Annotated in this window: 21 protein-coding genes; 10 read left to right on the forward strand and 11 right to left on the reverse strand. The window is 67.9% G+C overall.

Going from position 1 to position 22,544, the window contains the following annotated elements; all coding sequences use genetic code 11:
• Positions 1–138: 138 nt before the first annotated feature.
• Entirely contained in the window at positions 139–3,456 is a 3,318-nt protein-coding gene (locus tag MAA8898_RS08610) for a DUF4214 domain-containing protein (RefSeq protein ID WP_094020589.1), read from the forward strand.
• A 96-nt stretch (positions 3,457–3,552) separates the two neighbouring features.
• Complete coding sequence (locus MAA8898_RS08615) at positions 3,553–5,190, forward strand: ABC transporter permease (protein WP_094020590.1); 1,638 nt, start codon at positions 3,553–3,555, stop codon at positions 5,188–5,190.
• A gap of 3 nt (positions 5,191–5,193) precedes the next feature.
• On the opposite strand, the gene MAA8898_RS08620 is transcribed toward MAA8898_RS08615, so the two are convergent.
• Both MAA8898_RS08620 and MAA8898_RS08625 read right to left on the reverse strand, forming a co-directional pair.
• On the reverse strand, positions 5,194–6,528 hold the full coding sequence (locus tag MAA8898_RS08620; protein WP_094020591.1) for an acyltransferase family protein: 1,335 nt from the start codon (positions 6,526–6,528) through the stop codon (positions 5,194–5,196).
• Positions 6,529–6,761: 233 nt separating this feature from the next.
• Positions 6,762–7,718 (reverse strand): Fe(3+) ABC transporter substrate-binding protein, encoded by a 957-nt coding sequence (locus MAA8898_RS08625; protein ID WP_245853340.1) that lies wholly within the window; start codon positions 7,716–7,718, stop codon positions 6,762–6,764.
• A gap of 403 nt (positions 7,719–8,121) precedes the next feature.
• Between MAA8898_RS08625 and MAA8898_RS08630 the strand changes: the two genes are divergently transcribed.
• Positions 8,122–8,871: a hypothetical protein gene (locus MAA8898_RS08630; protein ID WP_094020593.1), complete on the forward strand. Its 750-nt coding sequence runs from the start codon at positions 8,122–8,124 to the stop codon at positions 8,869–8,871.
• A gap of 14 nt (positions 8,872–8,885) precedes the next feature.
• Here MAA8898_RS08630 and MAA8898_RS08635 read toward each other — a convergent pair whose 3' ends face one another.
• Positions 8,886–10,922, reverse strand: a complete 2,037-nt coding sequence (locus tag MAA8898_RS08635) for an FAD-dependent oxidoreductase (protein WP_094020594.1) — start codon at positions 10,920–10,922, stop codon at positions 8,886–8,888.
• A gap of 80 nt (positions 10,923–11,002) precedes the next feature.
• The gene (locus tag MAA8898_RS08640) at positions 11,003–14,434 is read right to left on the reverse strand and encodes an indolepyruvate ferredoxin oxidoreductase family protein (RefSeq protein WP_094020595.1); all 3,432 of its coding nucleotides are present in this window, start codon (positions 14,432–14,434) and stop codon (positions 11,003–11,005) included.
• Positions 14,435–14,560: 126 nt separating this feature from the next.
• On the opposite strand from MAA8898_RS08640, the gene MAA8898_RS08645 reads away from it, so the two are divergent.
• Positions 14,561–15,028 (forward strand): Lrp/AsnC family transcriptional regulator, encoded by a 468-nt coding sequence (locus MAA8898_RS08645; RefSeq protein ID WP_094020596.1) that lies wholly within the window; start codon positions 14,561–14,563, stop codon positions 15,026–15,028.
• A gap of 91 nt (positions 15,029–15,119) precedes the next feature.
• Here the strand turns inward: MAA8898_RS08645 and MAA8898_RS08650 are convergent, their stop codons facing one another.
• Positions 15,120–15,326 carry a cold-shock protein gene (locus MAA8898_RS08650; RefSeq protein ID WP_094020597.1) on the reverse strand — a complete coding sequence of 69 codons (207 nt, stop codon included), beginning with the start codon at positions 15,324–15,326 and terminating at the stop codon, positions 15,120–15,122.
• 362 nt (positions 15,327–15,688) lie between these two features.
• Here MAA8898_RS08650 and MAA8898_RS08655 point away from each other — a divergent pair, with 362 nt between their 5' ends.
• Positions 15,689–15,952: a hypothetical protein gene (locus MAA8898_RS08655; RefSeq protein ID WP_245853311.1), complete on the forward strand. Its 264-nt coding sequence runs from the start codon at positions 15,689–15,691 to the stop codon at positions 15,950–15,952.
• Between the two features lie 69 nt (positions 15,953–16,021).
• On the opposite strand, the gene MAA8898_RS08660 is transcribed toward MAA8898_RS08655, so the two are convergent.
• The gene (locus tag MAA8898_RS08660; RefSeq protein ID WP_094020598.1) at positions 16,022–16,300 is read right to left on the reverse strand and encodes a TFIIB-type zinc ribbon-containing protein; all 279 of its coding nucleotides are present in this window, start codon (positions 16,298–16,300) and stop codon (positions 16,022–16,024) included.
• Between the two features lie 149 nt (positions 16,301–16,449).
• Here MAA8898_RS08660 and MAA8898_RS08665 point away from each other — a divergent pair, with 149 nt between their 5' ends.
• On the forward strand, positions 16,450–16,968 hold the full coding sequence (locus tag MAA8898_RS08665) for a hypothetical protein (RefSeq protein ID WP_094020599.1): 519 nt from the start codon (positions 16,450–16,452) through the stop codon (positions 16,966–16,968).
• A 42-nt stretch (positions 16,969–17,010) separates the two neighbouring features.
• Here MAA8898_RS08665 and trxC read toward each other — a convergent pair whose 3' ends face one another.
• Complete coding sequence (gene trxC / locus MAA8898_RS08670) at positions 17,011–17,436, reverse strand: thioredoxin TrxC (protein WP_094020600.1); 426 nt, start codon at positions 17,434–17,436, stop codon at positions 17,011–17,013.
• Between the two features lie 75 nt (positions 17,437–17,511).
• Positions 17,512–18,306 carry a helix-turn-helix domain-containing protein gene (locus MAA8898_RS08675; RefSeq protein WP_176445105.1) on the reverse strand — a complete coding sequence of 265 codons (795 nt, stop codon included), beginning with the start codon at positions 18,304–18,306 and terminating at the stop codon, positions 17,512–17,514.
• Positions 18,307–18,568: 262 nt separating this feature from the next.
• Here MAA8898_RS08675 and MAA8898_RS26215 point away from each other — a divergent pair, with 262 nt between their 5' ends.
• Entirely contained in the window at positions 18,569–18,787 is a 219-nt protein-coding gene (locus MAA8898_RS26215; RefSeq protein ID WP_176445106.1) for a hypothetical protein, read from the forward strand.
• Between the two features lie 87 nt (positions 18,788–18,874).
• Positions 18,875–19,366 (forward strand): HugZ family pyridoxamine 5'-phosphate oxidase, encoded by a 492-nt coding sequence (locus MAA8898_RS08680; RefSeq protein ID WP_094020602.1) that lies wholly within the window; start codon positions 18,875–18,877, stop codon positions 19,364–19,366.
• 3 nt (positions 19,367–19,369) lie between these two features.
• On the opposite strand, the gene MAA8898_RS08685 is transcribed toward MAA8898_RS08680, so the two are convergent.
• Both MAA8898_RS08685 and MAA8898_RS08690 read right to left on the reverse strand, forming a co-directional pair.
• Positions 19,370–19,945: a hemerythrin domain-containing protein gene (locus tag MAA8898_RS08685; protein ID WP_094020603.1), complete on the reverse strand. Its 576-nt coding sequence runs from the start codon at positions 19,943–19,945 to the stop codon at positions 19,370–19,372.
• Positions 19,946–19,957: 12 nt separating this feature from the next.
• Positions 19,958–20,371: a universal stress protein gene (locus MAA8898_RS08690; RefSeq protein ID WP_094020604.1), complete on the reverse strand. Its 414-nt coding sequence runs from the start codon at positions 20,369–20,371 to the stop codon at positions 19,958–19,960.
• Positions 20,372–20,631: 260 nt separating this feature from the next.
• Here MAA8898_RS08690 and MAA8898_RS08695 point away from each other — a divergent pair, with 260 nt between their 5' ends.
• Positions 20,632–21,321, forward strand: coding sequence for a winged helix-turn-helix transcriptional regulator (locus MAA8898_RS08695; RefSeq protein ID WP_094020605.1), 690 nt, complete (start codon positions 20,632–20,634; stop codon positions 21,319–21,321).
• A 13-nt stretch (positions 21,322–21,334) separates the two neighbouring features.
• Here MAA8898_RS08695 and MAA8898_RS08700 read toward each other — a convergent pair whose 3' ends face one another.
• Positions 21,335–21,652, reverse strand: coding sequence for an antibiotic biosynthesis monooxygenase family protein (locus MAA8898_RS08700; protein ID WP_094020606.1), 318 nt, complete (start codon positions 21,650–21,652; stop codon positions 21,335–21,337).
• A 179-nt stretch (positions 21,653–21,831) separates the two neighbouring features.
• Between MAA8898_RS08700 and MAA8898_RS08705 the strand changes: the two genes are divergently transcribed.
• Positions 21,832–22,539: a DUF484 family protein gene (locus MAA8898_RS08705; protein WP_094020607.1), complete on the forward strand. Its 708-nt coding sequence runs from the start codon at positions 21,832–21,834 to the stop codon at positions 22,537–22,539.
• Positions 22,540–22,544 lie beyond the last annotated feature (5 nt).

Consider the following 22,544-nt stretch of genomic DNA (forward strand, 5'->3'; position numbering starts at 1 on the left):
CAGGGGCTTGGCGGCGAGCTCCGCCCGACCCCTTAAAATCCAGATAAAATAGCGGGTTAAGTTCCACTTTTCGCCACGGTTCAGCCCCGTGGCGGCACGCCTTGCAGCCGAGCGTCTACCCCGAAGAAGGGGTGTGTCATGGCTTCATACAGCGTCTCGTTGTCGTCGTCCGCAGCGACCGGAACCTACGTCACCGACGGGCATTTCGGCGCCAACGCGCTGCACGACATCAACATCAGCGCCACCGGGGATTTCCTGCCCAACTCCGGCTTTGCCGCAACCGTCGACGCGCTGGACCTGACGCGCCTGCGTTATCCCGGCGGCCATACCGAGAACACCATCGACATCACCCGGCTGGACAACGGCCAGCTGCGGGCCGAGGTGCGGGCCTTCATGGACTGGGTCGTCGCCAACAGCGCGCCCGGCAACCCGATCCAGGTGACCGTGGTCCTGCCCACCAAGGTCGACATTCCCGCCGCGCAGATCGAGGCCTTTGTCTACCTGCTGCTGGAGCAATACGGCGATCACGTCACCGGGCTGGAGATCGGCAACGAATACTCCATCGGCCCGCGCGACGCGAATTTCGACCGCAGCAGCCACCCCGAGACCAACCCCGACAGCAACTTCGTCTCCTCGATGACCGAGGAGGAGTACGGCATCGCTGCCAACCGGGTCATCAACGCCGCCCAGGACGCCATCGACCGGCTGGCCCGGGACCAACCCGGCCTGGACCACGACCCGATGATCCTGCTGCAGCTGGGCGACCCCAGCGGCGCCGGCAGCACTTACAAGGGCAACGGCAGCTGGGACGAGGCGAACGAGGCGATCCTGCAGTGGCTGGACACGCGCGCGCTGGGTGCCATCGACGGCGCCGTGGCGCATTATTACTACAACAAGTCGCACGAGGATTCGCTCGCCTTTGACGGCGATTACCAGCAGGTGCGCAGCATCGACGAGCGGATCGCCAACTTCAACACGCAGCTGGGCCGCGAGGTGCCGCTGTTCATCACCGAATGGAACGTGCTGAACAGCAACGACAACCAGCTGGGCATGGCCAGCCCCTCGGTTCTGCTGGAAATGTTCGAGTTCATGGTCCGCGTCGAGGCCGCCGAGGCCTTCATCTGGCCGCTGCAGCACCGCACCGCCAACACCATCGGCGGCAACCGCAGCGCAACCGACATGGACCTGACCGCCGGCGGCGCGGCCTTCCAGATGATGATCGACAGTCTCAGCCCCGAGACCAGCACGGAGACCGGGCACACCGAGGCCTTTGAAAGCATGGTCACCGGCTGGAATGGCACCGGCAATGGCGCGGTCGAAATCAACTACTACGCCAGCCCCTACCACGACGTGCTGTATGTCTCGCTGCGCGACCTCTCGCCCGGAACGGTCCGCGTCGACCTGCAACCCTTCCTGGCCGAGGCGACCTCGGTCCAGGTGACCCGCCTGACCATGGACCGCACCTCATCCGACGGGCTCAGCGATCTCGCCGATGCGGACGGGATGAACCGGCTGGGCCGCCGGACCATCGACCAGGCCGAGCTGGACGCGCTGTCGCGGCTGGCCTTCTTCGACGACGGCGACAAGAACCACCTCCAGGTCCTGTCCGGCGGCGGCTACCGCACCTATCTGCCGACAGCCTCGTCGATCGTCCCGCTGACGACCAACCCCCGCGGCCTGACCGACTACTATTTCGCCACCGAGGTCGACGTCGACCCGCTGCTCGTGTCCCTCTCGGGCGACTTCCTGGGCACCGGGCAGGTCAACGCCAGCCTGATGCCCTACGACGTGGTCGAGATCGTGATCGAGAAGAAGTGGATCCAGGAAGGCGGCAGCGGCAACGACCGGATCATCGGCGGTCTTGGCCAGGACGTGGTGCTGGGCCGTGACGGCGATGACTGGATCTCGACCGGCGAAGGCAACGACACGGTCAAGGGCGGGTTCGGCAACGACATGCTCAACGCCGGAACGGGGGACGATTCCATCGTCGCCGGGGCCGGCAACGACACCGTCTACGCCGGGGCGGGCAATGACCTGATTGTCGCCGGAACCGGCATCAAGATCATCCATGGCGGCGCCGGCAAGGATACCGTGCGCTTTGACGGCACGCGCGCCGCCTATACCGCCACGCTGGAAAACGGCGTGCTGCGGCTGCGCGGCGACGGCACGGATGCACGGCTCGACGGGGTCGAGACGCTGGCCTTTCGCGATCAGACCGTCGCGGTCAGCGACTACCTCAGCCAGCTGGGCACCATTCCCGTCGGCCAGTATGGCACCGCCTTCAATGACCGGCTGAACGGCACCACGGATGACGAGTTCCTCAGCGGCGACGCCGGTTCGGACGTGCTGGTGGGCCACAGCGGCTGTGACACGCTGATCGCCGGCGACGGCACCGACCTGCTGATCGGCGAGACGCGCGGCCTCTATGGCAGCGACGCCTCCGCACAGGTCTACCGCGCCTTCCAGGCGGTCTTTGGCCGCGAACCGGACCTGAACGGACACCAGTACTGGACCACGCAGCTAGCCTCCGGGGCGGTGGGTCTCGACCAGATGGTCGCCGCCTTTGTCGGCTCGGCCGAGTTCCAGTCGACCTACGGCGCGACCAGCGACACGCGCTTTGTCACCCTGCTCTACAACAACGTCTTTGGACGTGCCCCGCAGGCCGCCGGCCTGTCCGGCTGGACCGGCGAACTGGCCAACGGCATGTCGCGCGCCGAAGTGGTGCGCCACTTCGCCGAAAGCCCCGAGCACCTGGGCCTGACCCGTGCCGCGCAAAAGGCCTTTGACACCACGCACGACCCGACCGAATGGACCGACGACGTCTACCGCCTGTTCCGCGCGGTGTTTGACCGCGAGCCGGACCGCGGCGGCTTTGCCAGCTGGACCGACACGCTGGCCCGCGGCGCGGATTTCGGCCAGGTCGTCACCGCCTTCATGAACTCGCCCGAGTTCTTGGCCACCTATGGCACGACCTCGAACACGCAGTTCGTCACGCTGCTGTACCAGAACGTGCTGAAACGCGCGCCCGACGCGGGCGGCATGGCCGCCTGGACCGACGCGCTGGACAGTGGAACCTCGCGCGTCGCGGTGGTGACGGCCTTCATGGGCTCGCCCGAGTTCGTGTCGCGGACCGCCGGGGACGTGGTGGCCTTCATGCGCGCCATGGGTTCCGATGACGTGCTTGAGGCCGGGACCGGCAACGACATCCTGTCCGGCGGTCTCTACGCCGATACCTTCGTCTTCGAGGCCAGCGACGACGGCCGCCACATGGTCACCGATCTCGAGGCTTGGGACACCATCGCCCTGCGCGATTTCGGCTATGCCAACGCGGCGCAGGCCCTGTCCCGCATGACCCAGCAGGGCGATGACGTGGTGTTCCAGGACCAGGGCGTGACGGTGGTCTTCAACGACTTCGAACTGGCGCAGATCACTGCGGACATGCTGTCGCTCGGCTAGGCCGCGACGCCCCGCGCGCTTGACTCTGCGCGCGATCCTCGCCAATCCCGATAAAAATGCTCGGACCGAGGACCGGGCAGAATTCGGAGGCAGGGCATGCAGCGACCGCGGCGCACAGTGGCAGAGCGACTCCTGATCGGGATCGCCGTCCTGATCGCCGGCTTCTGTGCCCTGCCCCACGTCGGCGTGTCGCTCGCCGCGTTGTCGGCCGACAGCGACACGCTTTCGCACCTGGCGGGGACGGTGCTGGGCGGCTACACCCTCACCACGCTGATCCTGCTGGCGCTGGTCGGCACCGGCACCTTCCTGATCGGCACGGGTGCCGCCTGGCTGGTGGTGATGACCGAATTCACCGGCCGCCGCCTGCTAGAGGTCGCGCTGGTGCTGCCGCTGGCCTTTCCGGCCTATGTGATCGCCTATGCCTATACCCACCTGCTGGACCATCCCGGCATCGTCCAGTCGCTACTGCGCCACCTGACCGGCTGGGGCCCGCGCGACTACTGGTTCCCCGAGATCCGCTCGACCGGCGGTGCGGCGGCGATGCTGATCCTGGTTCTGTATCCTTACGTCTACCTGCTGGCGCGCGCCGCCTTCCTGGGCCAGAGCGCCAGCACGGTCTACGCCGCCCGGTCGCTGGGCCGGTCGCCACTGGGCACGCTGTTCAGCGTCACCCTGCCGATGGCCCGTCCCGCCATCGCCGCCGGGGTCCTGCTGGCAGCGATGGAGACCATCGCGGATTACGGCACGGTGTCCTATTTCGGCGTGCAGACCTTTGCCACCGGCATCTATACTAGCTGGTTCTCGCTGGCGGACCGGGCCGGCGCGGCGCAGCTGGCGCTGGGCCTGCTGGGCTTTGCCCTGCTGCTCGCCATGCTGGAGCGCAGCAGCCGCGGGCAGGCGCGCTACCACGCCGGCCGGCGGCAGGAGCCGATCCCGCGCACCCGGCTGACCGGCGCGATGAACGCGCTGGCGACCACCGCCTGCACCCTGCCCGTCCTGCTGGGCCTGCTCATCCCCACCGTGGCGCTGCTGACCATGGCCGTCGGCTCGGGGCAGGACCTGCTCAGCCGCCGCTACATCCGTTTCATCGAGAATTCGCTGACGCTGGCCTCGGTCGCCGCCGTGGTCACCGTGACCGCCGCCATCACCCTGGGCAGCGTCAGCCGCATCCTGCCGGGCCGCCTGTCCGCCGCCGCGCTCTACGTCGGGCGGCTGGGCTACGCGGTGCCCGGCGGGGTGATCGCGGTTGGCCTGCTGGTGCCCTTTGCCGGGCTGGACAACGCATTGGACAGCTGGATGCGCGACAGCTTTGGCGTCTCCACCGGGCTGCTGTTCACCGGCTCGATCTGGGTGCTGGTGGGCGCCTACATGATCCGTTTCCTCGCCGCCGCCATCGGCGCCTATGAGGGCGGTATTTCCGCCGTCAGCCCCAACATGGACGCCGCCGCCCGCGTGCTGGGGCAGAATGCCGTGGGCACCGTGCGGCGCATCCACATGCCCCTGCTGCGGCCCAGCCTGCTGACCGCCGCGCTGATCGTCTTTGTCGACGTGATGAAGGAACTGCCCGCAACGCTGATCATGCGGCCGTTCAACTTTGACACCCTGGCGGTGCAGGCGCACCGGCTGGCCGCCGACGAACGGCTGGAGGGCGCCGCCGTGCCCAGCCTCGTGATCGCCGGACTGGGGCTGTTGCCCGTGGTGCTGCTGATCCGCCGGATGCGGCGCAGGGAGTAGCGCTCAGCCCTGCCGCGCCGGCAGCCCGCGCGTCGCCAGCCAGACGCCCACCACCACCAGCACGATCGCCTCGACGTTGAAGCCCAGCGCCCGGTGCGCGCCGATGGCACCCAGCGCCAGCATCACCAGCCCGGCACAGGCCAGCAGCGCCCCGACAAAGGCGAGGCCATAGCCGGGCAGCGCCTCCGGCCCTCGCTTGCCCGCGCTTTCATAGCGGAAAAACAGCGCCACGAAGGGCACCAGCGTCACCACCAGCGCCAGCAACCAGGGCGCGCGCAGGACCCACCATTGCGCCGTGCCCGGCGCGGTGCCCAGCCCGATGCCGCCCGCCAGCAAAGACAGCCCCACCAGCGCGATCACCGCCGTCAGGTGCCAGAGGTAGATCGTCATGATCATCTGGTTCAGCAGGATGACCGAGGCCCAGACCCGCGCGCCGTCCAGCCAGCGCCGGATCGGCCGCTCGATGGCGATAAGAAGGCCGATCTGCACGAGGCCGATGGCCAGCATGGCGGTTGTCGGCGGGCGCGTGTTGGAAATCTCCTCGCCCGGGACGCTGATCATCGACACCGGAAAGCCCAGGCCAGGGATCAGCACGATCATCCAGACCACGCCCAGCGCCGAGATCAGCCACCACGGCGGCAGGCGGTGCCGGTCGGACTGCCACCAGAACCCCAACTGGTGCACCGCCAGCCAGATGAAGCCGTAGTTCGTCCAGCGCAGCCAGCCCATGCCAAAGCCGAAGGCCAGCGTGTCGACGGCAATCGCCCCCGCCATCAGCAGGAGAACCGAGGCCGGGCCCAGCGCGTCCCAGACCCGCGCCGCCACCGGGACGACAACCGTGATGACGATATAGACCGCCAGGAACCAGACCGGCACCAGCGCCGCCTGAGAGGAGGCGTCGATCAGATCCAGCGGCACGCCGGTCAGCTTGGCGATGGCCGCCGCGGCCGCCCAGACCAGCACCAGCGGCACGATGGGCGTCAGCAGGCGCGACAGCCGTGTCGCCGCCCAGCCGCGCTGCTGTACCGGGTCGTGCCGGGCCGAAGCCCAGGACACCGCGTTGGCAAAGCCCCCGACGAAAAAGAACACCGGCATGATCTGGAACAGCCAGGTGGCGTATTGCGTCCAGGGCGCCTCGGCCAGCAGGATGGTCAGCTGCACCTCGCCCCCCGCAACCATGGGCGCGATCAGCAGCCAGTGGCCCAGCACCACCATGCAGATCGCCACCGCCCGGTACAGGTCGACCGCGCGGTTGCGGCTGGGCGGCGTATGCGCGGCGGCATATTGCGCCATGGCCCAGAGGCCGCGCGGGCGCGGTGTCGTGTCGTTCGCTGGCATTCTTGTCCCCCGCGCTGAGGCGGCCACCCTGTCCCGGGGGTCCGCGCCGTCTGCCTCGATTACCAGGGCACGATAGGACAGCCGTCACCAGCTGGATAGTCCCGGACAGGCCCGGTCCGACAGTCGCACCGCGGACAAGACAGTTCAACAGCCGCCCGGAACACCGACGCTGCGGACTCGACAAACGAAAAAGGCGGGGACTTGCCCCGCCTTTCCGCCAGCCTGTGAAAGGATCACTTCCAGCCGACCTCGTTGAACAGCTTTTGCGCCGTCGGGATGTTCTTGGCGACCTCGCTCAGGTCCACGTCATCCGGCTTGAAAAAGCCCAGCTCGGCCACCGCGGGGCTCAGGCCCACGCCCGGCACCGCCGGGTATTCATCGTTCCCGGCCGAGAAATACTTCTGCGCCTGGTCGCTGGCGAGATACTCGAGAAACTTGATCGCGTTGTCGCGGTTCGGTGCGTGCACCGCCACCCCGGCGCCCGACAGGTTCATGTGCGTGCCGACGCCGTCCTGGTTCGGAAAGACCCAGCCGATCCGCTCCATGCCTTCGCTGACGCCGTCCACCGTCTCGCGGAAGGCGCGGGCAAAGTAATAGGTGTTCGACAGGGCGATGTCGCATTCACCCGACACGATGCCGCGCAGCTGGTCGGTGTCGCCACCCTGCGGGTCGCGGGCAAAGTTGGCCACCACGCCCGCCGCCCAGTCGCGTGCCGCGTCTTCGCCCAGGTGCTGGACCAGCGCCGCCATCAGCGTCTGCATGTAGGCGTTGGTGCCCGAGCGGATGCAGACCCTGCCCTTGTACTTGGGGTCGGCCAGCGCCTCGTAGGTCAGCGGCGGCTCGGTCACGTCCACCTTGTCGTAAAAGATGATCCGCGCGCGCTGCGAAAAGCCGAACCACTGGTTGTCCGCGTCCTGGAGGTAGCCCGGCACGCGGGTTTCCAGCACCGGGCTGTCGATCGCCTGGAGCACGCCGGCGTCCTTGGCCCGCACCAGCCGCGAGGTGTCCACCGTGATCAGCACGTCGGCGGGCGAATTGCGGCCCTCGGCCTGCATCCGCGCCAGCAGTTCGTCCGCGTCGCCTTCGATCCGGTTGACGGTGATGCCGGTCATCTCCTCGAAGTCCGAGTACAGCCGTTCGTCGGTGTCGTAGTGACGCGCCGAATAGAGGTTCACTTCGCCCTGCGCCATTGCCGCAACCGGGACGAACCCCGTCACTGCTGCCAGCGAAATCGCGGCCAGCCCGCTCTTGAAGGTCATGTCTTACTCCTGTGGGTGCAATTCCTTACTCTTTTACTCGGTTACATCGGTTCTGGACGCATTGCAACACGGTACGCGCACCTCCCGCCGAAATTCCGACGAAAAAAGTCATCTATACGAGTTCACCGGGGTCGGGGGCCCTCAAATCGGCACAATTGTGCCTGCTTCGTAAACAATGGCGGCGGATCGGCGCGGATTGACCGCGAAAACAGCCACGCAATGGCCGATCCGATTCATCCTTTGGCGACGCCCGTTTACCGGCAGTTAACCAGTATGTCGGAAAACATAAGGCATGGACGGCCCAACGCGCCGACCACGACAAGAGGAGCACCGCTTGGTTGCAGACGCCACACACCCGGGAACGATCGACATCCTGTTGCAACGGGTCTCAGCCACAGACCCCTTTGCCATCAGCGAAGTGTGCCTGAAACGCACCGGGCACGACATCGTCGTGCGGCCCGAGGTCTCGCACCCGCTGCGTGACACCGTGGTCACGGAGGTTGCCCAGATGCTGGACGATCACTTGGCCGCGCAACAGGAATCCATGGTGCTCAGCCGTGCCCTGTTCGGGTTGAAGCTGCCCGGCCTCACGCTGACGGGGCTTCGGCTGCTGACCCGCATCCGCAAGGGCGGCGCGGCCTCGGCAACGGTCCGCTTCCTGCGCAGCGAGGGCGAGCCGACGGCGATCCTCGCGCCGCACCTGCGCGGCCCCGGGCCCGGCGGCAATGACCTGGACAAGACCGCGCTGCCGGTGCTGCGCGACCTGCTCTGCCCGGCGCTGGAGGTCTTTGACCACATCCTGGCCCACGGCCTGTCCGAAGCGGACGCCCGCGTGCTGGCCGCGCGGCTCAAGACGATGCGCGCCCGTCGCGACGAACTGTCGGATTACATCGAGTTGCTGACCGGGGCGCTGCGTTCAGGCGCGGATCGCGCCCCCGATCCGTGGCACGGTCGGCCGGGCGACCGGATCGAACTGCCCGAACCCCGCGACACGCCGGTCCGGTCGATCAGCTGGTCCCCCTCCGGCGGCACCGTGCGCGGCGAACAGGCCTCGATCCTGCACGGCCACCACGCAAGGGTCTAGGCCACGAACAGACCTCAGGCCATCTGCGCCCGATGGCTCAGCACCCAGCTGCCCGGGCTTTCGGCGGCCAATGCCCGCAGGGTCGCCGCCACCCGGTCCCAGCCGGTCTCGGCGGCGGCCTGCATCGGCCCGCCGCGCCAGCGCGGAAAGGCGTAGCCGTGGATCTGCACCATGTCGACGGCGGCGTCACTCTCGGCGATGCCTTCCTCGACGATGCGCGCGCCCTCGTTGGCCAGCACCGCTAGGATGCGGTCGGCAATCTCGGCCCGGTCAAAGCTGCGCCGGGCGATGCCCTGCGCCGCCGAATAGCCAAGGATCGCCGCCTCGACCTCGGCCGACGGGCGCGGGGTCCGGTCACCTTCGGCATAGTCGTACCATCCCTTGCCGCTGCGCTGGCCCAGGCGGCCCATCTCGCACAGTTGGTCGGACAGGGTCACGTAGCGCTGCGCCGAGTCGCGCGTGGCGGCCTGCCGCTTGCGGTTGGCCCAGGCGATCTGAAGCCCGGTCAGGTCCTGCAGTTCGAACGGCCCCATCGGGAAACCGATCGCGCGCGCGGCGGCGTCCACCTCCTGCGGCAGCGCGCCGTCGGCCAGCATGTATTCCGCGGCCCGGCGGTATTCGGCCAGCATCCGGTTGCCGATGAAACCGTCGCAGATGCCCGCCAGCACCGACACCTTGCGCAGGCTCTTGCCAAAGGCAAATCCGGTTGCCAGCACCTCGGCCGAGGTCTCCGGCAGCGGCACCACCTCCAGCAGCTTCATCACGTGCGCCGGTGAGAAGAAGTGCAGCCCAAGGCAGCGCTCCGGGTGCGGCACCCCGGCAAAGATCTCGCGCGGGTCGATGTAGGAGGTGTTGGTGCCCAGGATCGCCGTGGGCGACATGACCTCCGCCAGCCGCGCAAAGACCGTGCGCTTGACTTCGAGATCCTCGAACACCGCTTCGACCGCCAGGTCGGCGCCCGCCGCCGCGGCGTAATCGTCGGTGGCCGAGAACCGCGCCTTTTGCTCGGCGGCCCGGGCCGCGCTCAGCTTGCCGCGTTTCACCGCGCCGTCGATCAGCCCGGCAACCCGCTCCGTCGCGGCCTGTGCCGCCTCGGCATCGCGCTCGATCAGGATCACGCGCAACCCGCCGCCCAGCGCCGCCACGGCGATTCCCGCCCCCATCAGCCCGCCGCCGACCACCGCAATCCGATTGAGGTCGCGCGGAGTCGCCCCCTCGGCCGCCTTTGGCCGGGCGACCTCGCGCTCGGCAAAGAAGGCGTGGCGCAGGGCGCGGCTCTCGGCGCTGTCACGCATCGCCAGGTGCTGCGCGCGCTCTTTCGGCTGGCCCTCGGCAAAGGGCAGCCAGGCCCATTGCACCGCTTCGAAATTTGCCAGCGGCGCGGCCTGTCCGCGCGCCCGGGTCGCGATCTCGGCGCGCTTTGCCTCCAGCAGGTCGGAGGACAGCATCGGCACCGCCCGCTCGGACACCTTTGATGGCCGGTCCGGCAGGTCGGCGACAAAGGCGCGCGCCGCCTCGTCCGGGTCGCCGTCGAACACGAGGTCCAGCCCTCCCAGCGCCAGCAGCCCGTCGGCGTCCAGCATCCGCCCCGAGGCCGCCATGTCGACCGCCGCCTCCATCCCGATCAGCCGCGGCGCGCGCTGCGTGCCGCCCGCGCCGGGGATCAGGCCCACGTTCACCTCGGGCAGGCCAAAGCGCGTGCCCCGTTGCGCGATGCGAAAGGCGCAGGCCATGGCAATCTCGAACCCGCCGCCCAACGCCGTGCCGTGCAGAACGGCGACAAAGGGCGTCGCGCTGTCCTCGATCATCTGCACCACGTCGGGCAGGTGCGGCTCTGCCGGGGGGGCGTCGAACTCGGACATGTCGCCGCCGGCGACAAAGGTCCGGCCGGCGCAGGTCAGCAAGGCCACCCGCGCGCCCTGCACCTCGGCCACCGCCCGTTTCAGGCCCGCCCGGACGGCGGTGCTGGTGGCATTCACCGGCGGGTTGTCGATGCTTACCCAGGCCAAGTCGTCCTCGCGGGTGACGGTCACGGGGCTGTCGGCGGTCATGGTCAAGGCTCCTCATCCGCGCCCCTGGCTTGGGCGTGTCACACAGGCGATAACCCAAACGCGCGGTCGGTCAAAGCGATTCAGCCCTCGTAGGCCAAGATCGCCGCCTCGATCCGCGCCCGCGTGTCGGCCACGGCCTGCGCCTTGACCGGGCCAAAGCCGCGGATCTCCATGACCAGCGCCGCGATGCGCGCCGCCTCGTCGCGGTTGTCCTCGGTCAGCCCTGCGGCGAGACGGTCGAGCAGCGCGCGGTACTCCTCGATCAGGGCGCGCTCCATCCGCCGTTCCTCGGTCCGGCCAAAGAGGTCCCAGCGGGTGCCGCGCAGGTGCTTCATCCGCGCCAGCCGGCGAAAGACGACCTGCACCCAGGGACCAAAGGCCCGCTTCAGCGGCCGGCCGCGGGCATCCGTGCCGCGCGACAGCAGCGGCGGGGCGAGGTGGTGCTTCACGGTGAAATCGCCCTCGAACCGCTCTTTCAGCCCCTCGACAAAACCGGTTTCCGTGTGCAGCCGCGCAACCTCGTATTCGTCCTTGTAGGACATCAGCTTGAACAGGCCCTTGGCCGACGCCTCGGTCAAGGCGCCGGGGGCACCGGCGGCCGCGGTCTCGACGGTGCGGATCCTGTTCAGGTCGTCGCGGTAACGCTGCGCCCAGGCGGCGTCCTGGTAGTCCGCCAGGAACGCCGCGCGGCGCTCGATCATCTGCTCCAACGTCTGCACCGGGCGGGCGGCGATCCCGGCGGCGCGCTCCACCGCGTCATGATCCGCGACGGCGATCCGGCCCCAGGCAAAGGCCTGCTTGTTGAGGTCCGGCTTGACCCCGTTCAGCACGATCGCGCGCATCAGCGCCGCCTCGGACAGCGGCACAAGGCCTGCCTGCCAGGCCGCGCCCAGCATCAGCACGTTGGCATAGACCGTGTCGCCCAGCAGCGCCTCGGACAGGGCATTGGCGTCCAGCCCGTGCAGCGACGCGCCATCCACGGCCGCGCCGATGCGCGACAGCCGCTCGGCCGGTTTCAGGTCCGCGTCGCGGTTGCGGGCGAAATCCCCCGTCGGCATCAGCGCGGTGTTTACCACCGCCCGCGTGTGCCCGGCGCGGTAGGTCGCCGAGGCCTTGGGCGAGGAGCTGACCACCAGGTCGCAGCCGATCAGCGCGTCGGCGCTGCCGGGTTCGATCCGCGCCTGGTTGACCTCCTCTGGCCGGGCCGACATCCGCAGGTAGCTGAGCACCGGCCCGAATTTCTGCGCAAAGCCCATGAAGTCCAGCACGCTGGCGCCCTTGCCTTCGAGGTTCGCCGCCATGGCGATCAGCTGCCCGACGGTGACCACCCCGGTGCCGCCCACGCCGGTCACGAGGATGTCCCACGACTCCTCCAGCGCCGGCAGCGCAGGCGCAGGCAGACGCCCCGTCAGTTCGGCCAGCGTGTCTGACGACACCCCGCCGCCCATTTTCAGCGTGCCGCCCTCGACCGTGACAAAGCTGGGGCAGAAACCGTTCAGGCAGGTGAAATCCTTGTTGCAGGAGTTGAGGTTGATCTTGCGTTTGCGGCCGAACTCCGTCTCCAGCGGCTCGACGCTGAGGCAGTTGGATTCCACGCCGCAATCGCCGCAGCCCTCGCAGACCAGCGGGTTGATGACGGCGAATTTCTTCGGGTCCACCATCTGGCCGCGCTTGCGCAGGCGGCGCTTTTCCGTGGCGCAGGTCTGCTGGTAGATCAGCACGGTGGTGCCGGGGATCTCGCGCAGCTCGCGCTGGATGCGGTCCATCTGGTTGCGGTGCTCGATCTTCACCCCCGGAGGGAACTCCGATGGACGGAAATTCTCCGGCTGGTCGGAAACCACGACCACCTTTTGCGCGCCCTCGGCCAGCACCGAATGGGCAATCGCCCGGACCGAGATCGGCCCATCCACGGTCTGCCCGCCGGTCATGGCGACGGCATCGTTGAACAGGATCTTGTAGGTGATGTTGGTGCCCGCCGCGATGGCCTGCCGGATCGCCAATGAGCCGGAGTGGTAATAGGTCCCCTCGCCGAGGTTCTGGAATATGTGGCGGTTGCCGTTGAACTGCGACCGGGCGACCCAATTGACCCCCTCGCCGCCCATCTGGATCAGCGAGGTGGTGTTGCGGTCCATCCAGCTGGCCATGAAGTGACAGCCGATCCCGGCCAGCGCGGCGCTGCCCTCGGGCACCCTGGTCGAGGTGTTGTGCGGACAGCCCGAGCAGAAATAGGGCGTGCGGGCCGCCCCCTTGACCTCGATGAGGGAAGGGGGCGGCACCAGCGCCTCGGCACGTTCCGTGAGTGATGTGCCAAGATTCAGGTCCAGACGTTTGGCGATGATCCGGGCCAGCATCACCGCGCCCAGTTCATGCGTCCAGGGGATCAGCCGCGCGCCGTGTTCGTCGCGCTTGCCGACCATGCGTTCGGGCTTTTGGCCCGGGAAGTCGTAGAAATATTCCTTGAGCTGGCTTTCGATGATGCCGCGCTTTTCCTCGATGACCAGCAGCTCCTGCTTGCCCTTGGCGAACTTCAGCGCGCCCACGTCCTCCAGCGGCCAGACCATGCCGACCTTGTAGAGGTCGATGCCCAGTTCCCGCGCGGCCGCCTTGTCGATGCCCAGCAGCCGCAGCGCCTCCAGCGTGTCGAGGTGCGCCTTGCCGGTGGTGACGATGCCGAACCGCGCTGCGTGGCCCCACTCGGCGCGGTCGATGGGATTGGCGCGGGCAAAGGCGAGAACGGCGTTCTTTTTCGCCTCCATCCGCTCTTCGATCTGCGGGCCCGGCAGGTCGGGCCAGCGGTAATGCAGGCCGGTCGCTGGGGGCGTGTAGTCGGGCGCGGCAAACACCCGGTCCGCCGGCAGGTCAAAGGACATGCCGGATTCCACCGTCTCCGAGATCGCCTTGAAGCCGACCCACATGCCGGAAAAGCGCGACAGCGCGTAACCCCATTCACCAAAGGGCAGGAACTCGGCCACGTTGGCTGGGTTCAGCGTGGGCATGAAGAAGTTCATGAAGGCGACGTCGGACTGGTGCGGCATCGACGACGAGACACAGCCGTGGTCGTCCCCCGCCACCACCAGCACCCCGCCGTGCGGCGATGACCCGTAGGCATTGCCATGCTTCAGCGCGTCCGCCGCCCGGTCCACCCCCGGCCCCTTGCCGTACCACAGGCCAAAGACGCCCTGGCAGGTCTTGTCCGGGTCCGTTTCCACCTGCTGCGTGCCGATCATCTGGGTCGCGCCGAATTCCTCGTTCACCGCCGGAAGAAAGGTGATGCCGGCTTCGTCCACGATCTTGCGGTTGCGCGTGATCTCGAGGTCGACACCGCCGACCGGAGAGCCGCGATAGCCCGAGATGTAGCCGCGCGTGTCCAGCCCGCGCGCCTTGTCGCGCCGCGCCTGGTCCAGCGCGATGCGGATGATGGCCTGCGTGCCGGTCAGAAACACACGGCCCGCTCGCGCCACGTAGCGGTCTTCGAGCGCATAGTCCCTGAGAATCGGCGTCTGATCGGTCATGGCGTGTCCTCCCCTGGTGGTGGATGGGCGATTTTCTCGGCTTTGGTTGAGAAAATCCTTCCAATCCGCCGGAATTCTCCGAATTCTTGATCAAACTCTTTCATCTTGAGCCCAGAACCGAACCAGATGACTCAGCTCTCCGATCTTGACCGTCGCATCCTCGCCGCCCTGCAAAAGGACGCCTCGGGCAGCATGCAGGACCTGGCCCGCGCCACCAACAGCTCTCCGGCGACCTGCTGGCGGCGGCTGAAGGCGCTGGAGGATCGCGGCGTCATCGGCCCGCCCGTGCGCCATGTCGACCCCGCCGCCGTGGGGCTGGGCATGGACGCCTTTGTGCAGGTGCGGATGAAATCGCAGGACGGCGCGGCGCGGGCCGGGTTCCAGCGCGCGATGGAGGCGGAGCCATCCATCACCGAGGTCTATTCGATCTCGGGCGAATGGGATTACCTGCTGCACCTCATCGTGCGCGACATCGCCGATCTCGAGGACATCCTGATGCGCAGGGTGCTGGAGCATCCCAACGTCGCGGGGACGGCCACCATGTTCGTGCTGCGGCGGATCAAGCGCAGCTGGGAGGTGCCTGTCAGCCTCTGAGCCACAGCGCGGGCGGCACAAACGAAAAACGCGGCCCCGATGGGACCGCGCTGCATCTTGCCAGAGCCGTCAGGCCTCAGGCAGGTACGTCTCAGGCGAGGGCGAGGTTGACCGCGCTCTCGCGGCCATCACGGCCGGCTTCGACGTCATAGGTCACCTTCTGGTTGTCGGCGAGGCCGGTCAGGCCCGAACGCTCGACCGCGGAGATGTGGACGAACACGTCCTTGCCGCCCGACGCCGGCTGGATAAAGCCGAAACCCTTGGTGGTGTTGAACCATTTCACAGTGCCATTGGCCATCTGTCTGTTCCTTTTCAAAATGCCACTCGCAACATGCAGTGGCCCGGCGTAGCGCGTCTTGATCGAATGACTGCGTGCCAGTGAAGGAAAACAGAAGTCGAAGAGAAGTCTAAGCGCGGACCGTATGCCAGTTTCCAACCGATTTGGCAAGACGTTTCCGGTTTTGCGGTACGGCCCCCCGGGTCAGCGCGGCCCGTCGCGCGGTCCGCCCTGGCGCCTGAACGGGCTGATGGAAAAAATAATTGTCAGCCCACTTGAACGGTCCCATCGGCTCGACCAACTTCGCGCAATCCGGGTGTGAGGCTCCTCCCGGCGACTGCAGGCGCATGGATGCGCCGAGAGTGCTTTCCTCGAATGGACAGATGGCCATGCGCCCCATGATCGCCGCCGCAGTCGCGGTTCTTTTCGCCCTCCCCGCCCTTGCAGACGAAACCCAGGGCCAGATCCTGGCCTATGACCGGGTTTCCAACATCCTGGTGCTGTCGGACAAGACCGTCTGGCAACTGCCGGCCACCCTCGAAGTCCCCGCCGACCTCGTCGCCGGTGACTCGGTCAAGCTGGTCTACACGACCTCCGGCGAAGATGGCGTGAAGTCGATCGACGCGCTGACACGGGTCGCCAACTAAAACCCGTCCGGCGGCGCCGGCAGGACAGTTCCGCCGGCGGCCGCCGCCCTGCCCCCGCAGGGCCGGGGTTCAGTCGAAATCGAACAATTCGCCAAGAAACCCGCGCCGCTTTCTCTTGCGGTCGTAGGACTCGTCCCGATGGCCCCGATCGTCCTCGTGATAATCGCCGCGCTCTTCGCGCAGGGGCTCGGGACGGGGCGGCGCGGCGGCGTATTGCGCGCTGCGCTCGATGATCTTGTCCAGCTCTCCCCGATCCAGCCAGACGCCCCGGCACTTGGGGCAAAAGTCGATCTCGACACCGGACCGGTCGGTGATGACAAGGTCGCTTCCGTCGATTGGACACTTCATGCGCGCGCTCTCCTGCTCTGTGGGCGGCCGTGGGCCGCGACCCCCTTCAGATAGGCGCCGGCGCCGGCATTTCATCCCCCGTCCAGCCGCATCGGCGGACCGTCTCCCAGACGGATTACGGCAACAGTGCCTTCGGGTAACCTGCGGGGATGACCCGATTCATTTCGTTTCTGGCCCTCGTGGCCAGCCTGCTTCCGCTGACGGCTTCGGCCGAGGACTACGACACCCGCACGCTGATGCGCCGCGGCCAATGGCAGGTCGATGTGACCTACAGCGCCGGTGCGGACGCCTTCTGGTGCACCGCCGGGACGGAAAACAGCGCCACACAGAGGTTCAACCTGGTCGCCTACCAGAACGAGGCCTTTGCCCTGTTCATATTCGACCCGCGCTGGAACCTGGAGCCGCGCGCCGTCCGCTTTCTCGTGGACATCGACAAGGCACGCTGGACCATCGACGGCACCGGCGAGGGGGTCGGCATCTCGCTGAACATGACCGACGCCGAAACCGCGGTGAAGTTCCTGGTGCAGCTGAAGCGTGGCAACACCCTCTACGTCTACAACGACAGGCAGCAGCAACAAGCCAGTTTCTCGCTCAGCGGCTCTTCGGCGGCGATCGACGCGCTGTTCGACTGCTGGGACCGGATCACCGCAACGCCGGACCCGTTCTGAGGGCGCAGCCCGCGATGGCCGCGCGCCGCTTGCTGCGAAATGTCAGGACCGCACCCAGCCGACGATCTGCGCCGCCGGCATCGCGCCGGACTGCCGCTTGACCTCGCGCCCGCCGGCAAAGCGGACCATGGTCGGAATGCCCCGGATGCCCTGCCGCGCGCCGACGTCGGGATGCGCCTCGGTGTTGAGCTTGACCAGCCGGGCCTCGGAGCCCAGCACACCGGCCGCCTTGTTGAACTCCGGCCCCATCATCCGGCAGGGGCCGCACCACGGCGCCCAGAAATCGACGACCAGCGGCACATCGTCGGTGCGCGCCGCCTTTTCCAGCGTGGCGGCGTCCACCTCGACCGCGCGCGCCGGCATCAGTGCGGCGCTGCAGGTGCCGCATTTCGGCCCCGCGCCCAGCCTGTCCGCCGGCACCCTGTTCACCTGGCCGCAATCCAGGCACGTGATTTTCTTGCCCGACATCTCGTGATTCTCCGCAAAGACATTCTGATTTCAGTATGTGATCACGGCGCCGCGCCATCAAGAGCGCGCCTCGCGTCAGTCGAGGTCCCGCGACACCTCGTCCCGGACCGCTTCGGGCAGTTCGGTCAGGCGGTAATGCCCGGTGGCATGCGCCGCCCGGATGATCGAGGCGGGTTCCGCCGGCAACCGCTCCATGATGCAGCGCGCCAGCCTGCGCTGGCCCGGCACCTCGTTGCGCGCCAGCGCGTAAAAGCCGTGCATGTAAGGCGAAAAACGGTGGGTCGGGCGGCCCGAGAACACCAGCGACACGTTGTTCCAGGCCGGGGAATGCAGGAACAGCCAGGCGACGCCATCCTGAACCCCCAGCAGCAGGCCGCGCATTTCACGCTCGGCCGGGGTCAGGCGATCGGTCATCAGCCGCGCCTCGCGCAACAGGTAGGTCCGGAACACCCGCGCCCCGGGCACCGTGGCCAGGCGGACGGCATTGCAGACGAACCTGTCGCGCCGCGCCATCGACGGCCGCCAGAACAGGTACAGCCCGTCGGGCATGTCCTTTTCCGGCACGTGGTGGGTGTCGGACACCGGCAGGTAGGTGACCGCGTTCTCCAGCCCGTAGTTGCGCGGCGACGGGGCCTTCGCCGATCCCGGCTCTGGCAGCGCGGCGAAATGGGTGTCGGGCAGCACTTCGGTCAGGATCCGGGCATCGACACCGAAGTGGTCGCAGATCCGCTTGAGCACGGCCGGCTTGGGATGGGATTCGCCACTTAGGTAGCGATTGAACTGCGCGCGGCTGATGTCCAGCCTCTTGGCGAAGTCGGTCACGCTGCCGCGGCCCTGCACCAGGCGCCTGAGGTTGACGCTGAAGCGCATCGATATGGCCGTGTCCCGATTGCCGCCGCCCATCCGATCTGTCTCACTTTTCGAACAACTATACCTGAAGTAGATACAGCACCGGGCGCAACGGATCAATTTCGCATCAATAGCGCCGATTTCCGAGCCGCCGTGTCTGCGATAACCGTGGATTTCGTTGCTAAATCGACAGAGATTTCCGACGCATAGGGCGTTTCCACCTGCTAGAAAGAGATGTAACAATTTTGAGTTGAGTGACTCGCCAAGCAGGAGTGAGCATCCGATGCCGGATACCGGGCTGGCCCCGACACATGAGCCAATCGAGGGAACGAACCTGTCGGACATCTGCACGCGATTGCGGCTGGCCGCGTCGATCCTGGAACGATCGGCCTATGACCTGGCGAACCTTCACGCCTGCCCGGATGTCACGCACCTGATCCTGTCGGCTCAAACGGTCGAGCGGATCACCGAACGGCTGTGCAAGCAGGTCTGCCCGGACTGAACCCGTCCGCGCGCGGCCGAACCGCTCGCGCTCCGGCGCGGGATCGGCCATCATGACGCCATCCGTCCGACCAGAGGCCGCGCGTCCATGCCCGAGAACTCTCCCTTTCGCCCCGTCGATGACGACGCGCGCGCGCTGGCGCGCCAGCTGCTGACCGCGGCCGATTTCGCCGCCCTCGCGGTGACCCGGCCCGACACCGGCACCCCGTCGGTGACGCGCATCGCGCTGGCCACCGATCCGCAGGGCGCGCCGCTGTCGCTGGTCTCGACCCTGTCATCGCACACCGCCGCGCTGGAGGCGGCCCCGTCCTGCGCCCTGCTGGTCGGCGAACCGGGGCCGCGCGGCGATCCGCTGACCCACCCGCGGCTGACCCTGCACGCCGAGGCCCGGCTGATCGCGCGCGACGCGCCCGAGCATCCCGCCCTGCGCGCGCACTACCTGGCGCAACGGCCCAAGGCGCAGCTTTACATCGATTTCGGAGATTTCCGGATGGTCAGCTTCCGCGTGACCGATGCGCTGCTGAACGGTGGCTTCGGCAAGGCTTACCGGTTGGCCCCCGAGGACCTGCGCCCGCTCTGACCCCTACTCCAGCCCCGCCGACCCATGTTTGAGCAGGATCGGCACGATCAGGTCTTCCTCGTCCTCGAGGTGGCGCAGCAGGAACCCTTCGAAGGCGGCGATCTCGTCGCGGTAGCGCCCGGCTTCGACCTGACCCTGCATCAGCCCGTTCGCGGCCCTGGCAAAGCCGTCCAGCAGCGCGTCCATCCTGTGATGGTCCTTGTCCAGGATGTCGAACCCGCGCGCCAGCGCCGATTCGTAGCCCACCAGCCGGGGGAAATAATGCGTGTCCTCGATCTGGTGATGGCCGTGCAGCTGTTGCAGCAACAGGCTGCCGTAGCGGGACAGGCGGGCCTGCATCCGGTCGGAATCCAGCGTGCCGCCCTGAACCGCCTCGGCATCGCCGCGCAGCGTGTCGCACAGGGTGCGGAACATCAGGTGCCGGTCCAGCCAGAACGACACCAGCCCGTTGAAATTGGCGTGCTCCGCCCAGGCCTCGCGCGGGTAGCTGTCGCGCAGGGCGCGCAGCGCCGGCGGCAGGCCGGCGCGCGTGGTCAGGTCAAGGTCGGGGGTATCTTCGATGCGCCCGACATGGCGCATCCCCCGAGAATGTCAACGCAGGACATGCACCGCGCACGCGGCGTGACGCACCACCTGCGCCGCGGTCGAGCCCAGCAGCAGATCCTGCATCCCCGGCCTGTGCGAGGCGATGACGATCAGGTCCGTGTCGTGGTCATCGGCCCAGTCCAGAATCGTGCGGCCGGAATGGCCCGACACCACCAGCCCGGTGGCGCCCGGCACCTGCGCCGCGATATCCTCCAGTTCCTTCTCGATGCCCAGGCGGGCCTGGGCCGTGTAGTCCGCCGGCAGGTAGCTGGCGACGTAGCCGGGCACCTGTTCCAGCACGTGCAGGAAGGTGATCCGCGCATCGTCGGCGGCCAGGGCCTGTGCCACCTTTGTCGCGCTGCGGATCTTGGCGTCGCTTCCCTGGTCAAAGGCGACGGGGACAAGGATGTTGCTGTACATGGATTCTCCTCCTGATGCGCAGAGAGTGCCGCCGCGCGCGCCCCCGCGCCTTGATACAGGTCATGCCCGTGCCCCGCCACCGACCGGCCACATTGCCACCACATTGGCCGCCTAGACCGGGGTCTGGCGTCAGAACGCGCCTCCACTTGGTCCCCGCTCCTTGCAGGACGCGACGGCCGGGCCACACCCACCCTGTCCGCCCCTCCCGGGGCGTCGCCGGCCGCACGACGCGGCGGCATCCAGGCAAGGAGTCGTGCGCCGTGCGTTACCTGATCGCCGAAACCAGCTGGTCATTGATGAGCCTTGCGCAGGCGCTGACAGAGGCCGGTGTCCTGCTGACCCGGACCGATCGCCCCGAGGACATCCCGCAATTCCTGCAACTCGTCCCGGCCGACCTGCTGATCCTCGACGCCGAGGCGCTGGACCGGTTCGGCACCTCGCTGGCGGCGCTGCGCCGCGCCCGTCCCGACCTGCCCATCGCGCTGGTCGCCGACACCCCGACGCACGGCCAGATCGTCCGGTGGCTGGAGGCCGGCGCCGATACCGTGATCAACGCCGCCGCCCCGCCCGAGGAGGCGGTCATGATGCTGGCGGCGCTGGCGCGGCGCGCGCATGGCCTTGCCCAGTCGACGCTGCGCTACGGTCCGCTGCGCATGGACCTGCACAGGCGCAAGGCCTACCTGAACGACTGCCCGGTCAAGCTGAGCCCCAAGCTCTACGAGCTGCTGGAATTCATGGCGCTGCGCCCGCGCAAGCTGCTCAGCCGGCCCGCCCTGCTGGGCCATGTCTACGGCCTGGAGGACGAACCGGACCCCCGCGTCTTTGACGTCTACGTCTGCAACCTGCGCGCCTGCCTCGAGGCCGCGAACGGCGCGGTCGACATCGAGACGATGCGCGGCGTCGGCTACCGTTTTGTCGCCGCCGACCTCGATGGCGCCATCGCCGCCTGACCGGGGGTCCGCCTCAGAAAGTCGCCGCCACGTCGTAGAGCACCGGCTCGAAACTGCGGCACAGCGCGGTCAGATCGCGGTTGCGCCGGCGCATCTCGGGCGAACGCAGCATGGCCAGGAAATCCTCGCGCCGCTCCCACTGGGAATAGTTGGCGATGCGGGTCTGCGCATCGTTGACATGCAGCCCCGCCGCCACGAATCCCGGCTGTTTCGAGATGAACTCGGCATAGGCGGATTGCAGCGCCTCCAGCAGGTCCTGGCACTGTCCCGGGCTGGTCTCGAAGGTCGTGATGACGGTCTGAGTGTTGGAATCGACGGAAATCTTGGGCATGGCGGTCCTCCTCCTGGCCCCACTCTGGCACGGATCGCGGGCGTGGCGAAAGCCGCGCGATGGGCGGGCGTCTTCGGCGCGGGGGGCGGAAATTCTTGACAGCGCAGGGGGGACGGGGTCACACAACGCACACACCCACAAGAACATGCGCAAAAGCGCAGCCATACAGGACCCGACGCATGAGCAGCACCCAACGCATCGAGGAGTCGGTCCGCGACTCCATCATTTCGCGCCCCGACATGATCCTGGACGACCAGGACCTGATGCAGGCCCTGATCGCCGCGAACGAACGCGCGATGGGCGGCAACATCATCGACCTGCGCGGAATCGCGATGGAACGGCTTGAGGCGCGGCTGGACCGGCTGGAGGACACCCACCGCAGCGTGATCGCCGCCGCCTACGAGAACCTCGCCGGGACCAACCAGATCCACCGCGCCATCCTGCGCATGCTCGACCCGGTCGATTTCGAAACCTTCCTGCACGACCTCGGTGACGAGGTGGCGCAGATCCTGCGCGTCGACATGGTCCGGCTGGTGCTGGAAACCGCGCAGAACGAGGACGATCCCGTGGTGCAGCGGCTGGGCGACGTGCTGTCGGTGGCCGAGCCGGGCTTTGTCGGCCGCTACGTCGGCAACGGCAGCACCGCGCCGCAGCGCCCCGTCACCCTGCGCCAGGTCCAGGCGGGCAACGCCCGCATCCATGGCGACCGCGCCGACTGGATCCGCTCCGAGGCCTGCCTGCGGCTGGACTTCGGTCCCGGGCGCCTGCCCGGCCTGCTGGTCATGGGCTCCGAGGACCCGCACCAGTTCACCCCGCAGCAGGGCACCGACCTGCTGGCCTTCTTCGGCGGCGTCTTTGAACGGGCGATGCGCCGCTGGCTGGCCTGAGCCGC

The organism is Antarctobacter aquimaris (assembly GCF_900184945.1).
Classification (GTDB): domain Bacteria; phylum Pseudomonadota; class Alphaproteobacteria; order Rhodobacterales; family Rhodobacteraceae; genus Maliponia; species Maliponia aquimaris.

What these genes read in the sequence shown, in the direction of transcription:
- MAA8898_RS08680 (WP_094020602.1), top strand. Translation starts at nt 18,875, where the DNA reads ATGCCCGAGAACTCTCCCTTTCGCCCCGTCGATGACGACGCGCGCGCG.
- MAA8898_RS08685 (WP_094020603.1), bottom strand. Translation starts at nt 19,945, where the DNA reads ATGCGCCATGTCGGGCGCATCGAAGATACCCCCGACCTTGACCTGACC.
- MAA8898_RS26215 (WP_176445106.1), top strand. Translation starts at nt 18,569, where the DNA reads ATGCCGGATACCGGGCTGGCCCCGACACATGAGCCAATCGAGGGAACG.
- MAA8898_RS08615 (WP_094020590.1), top strand. Translation starts at nt 3,553, where the DNA reads ATGCAGCGACCGCGGCGCACAGTGGCAGAGCGACTCCTGATCGGGATC.
- MAA8898_RS08655 (WP_245853311.1), top strand. Translation starts at nt 15,689, where the DNA reads ATGGCCATGCGCCCCATGATCGCCGCCGCAGTCGCGGTTCTTTTCGCC.
- trxC (WP_094020600.1), bottom strand. Translation starts at nt 17,436, where the DNA reads ATGTCGGGCAAGAAAATCACGTGCCTGGATTGCGGCCAGGTGAACAGG.
- MAA8898_RS08660 (WP_094020598.1), bottom strand. Translation starts at nt 16,300, where the DNA reads ATGAAGTGTCCAATCGACGGAAGCGACCTTGTCATCACCGACCGGTCC.
- MAA8898_RS08705 (WP_094020607.1), top strand. Translation starts at nt 21,832, where the DNA reads ATGAGCAGCACCCAACGCATCGAGGAGTCGGTCCGCGACTCCATCATT.
- MAA8898_RS08625 (WP_245853340.1), bottom strand. Translation starts at nt 7,718, where the DNA reads ATGGCGCAGGGCGAAGTGAACCTCTATTCGGCGCGTCACTACGACACC.
- MAA8898_RS08640 (WP_094020595.1), bottom strand. Translation starts at nt 14,434, where the DNA reads ATGACCGATCAGACGCCGATTCTCAGGGACTATGCGCTCGAAGACCGC.
- MAA8898_RS08635 (WP_094020594.1), bottom strand. Translation starts at nt 10,922, where the DNA reads ATGACCGCCGACAGCCCCGTGACCGTCACCCGCGAGGACGACTTGGCC.
- MAA8898_RS08665 (WP_094020599.1), top strand. Translation starts at nt 16,450, where the DNA reads ATGACCCGATTCATTTCGTTTCTGGCCCTCGTGGCCAGCCTGCTTCCG.
- MAA8898_RS08700 (WP_094020606.1), bottom strand. Translation starts at nt 21,652, where the DNA reads ATGCCCAAGATTTCCGTCGATTCCAACACTCAGACCGTCATCACGACC.
- MAA8898_RS08650 (WP_094020597.1), bottom strand. Translation starts at nt 15,326, where the DNA reads ATGGCCAATGGCACTGTGAAATGGTTCAACACCACCAAGGGTTTCGGC.
- MAA8898_RS08645 (WP_094020596.1), top strand. Translation starts at nt 14,561, where the DNA reads ATGACTCAGCTCTCCGATCTTGACCGTCGCATCCTCGCCGCCCTGCAA.
- MAA8898_RS08675 (WP_176445105.1), bottom strand. Translation starts at nt 18,306, where the DNA reads ATGCGCTTCAGCGTCAACCTCAGGCGCCTGGTGCAGGGCCGCGGCAGC.
- MAA8898_RS08690 (WP_094020604.1), bottom strand. Translation starts at nt 20,371, where the DNA reads ATGTACAGCAACATCCTTGTCCCCGTCGCCTTTGACCAGGGAAGCGAC.
- MAA8898_RS08620 (WP_094020591.1), bottom strand. Translation starts at nt 6,528, where the DNA reads ATGCCAGCGAACGACACGACACCGCGCCCGCGCGGCCTCTGGGCCATG.
- MAA8898_RS08610 (WP_094020589.1), top strand. Translation starts at nt 139, where the DNA reads ATGGCTTCATACAGCGTCTCGTTGTCGTCGTCCGCAGCGACCGGAACC.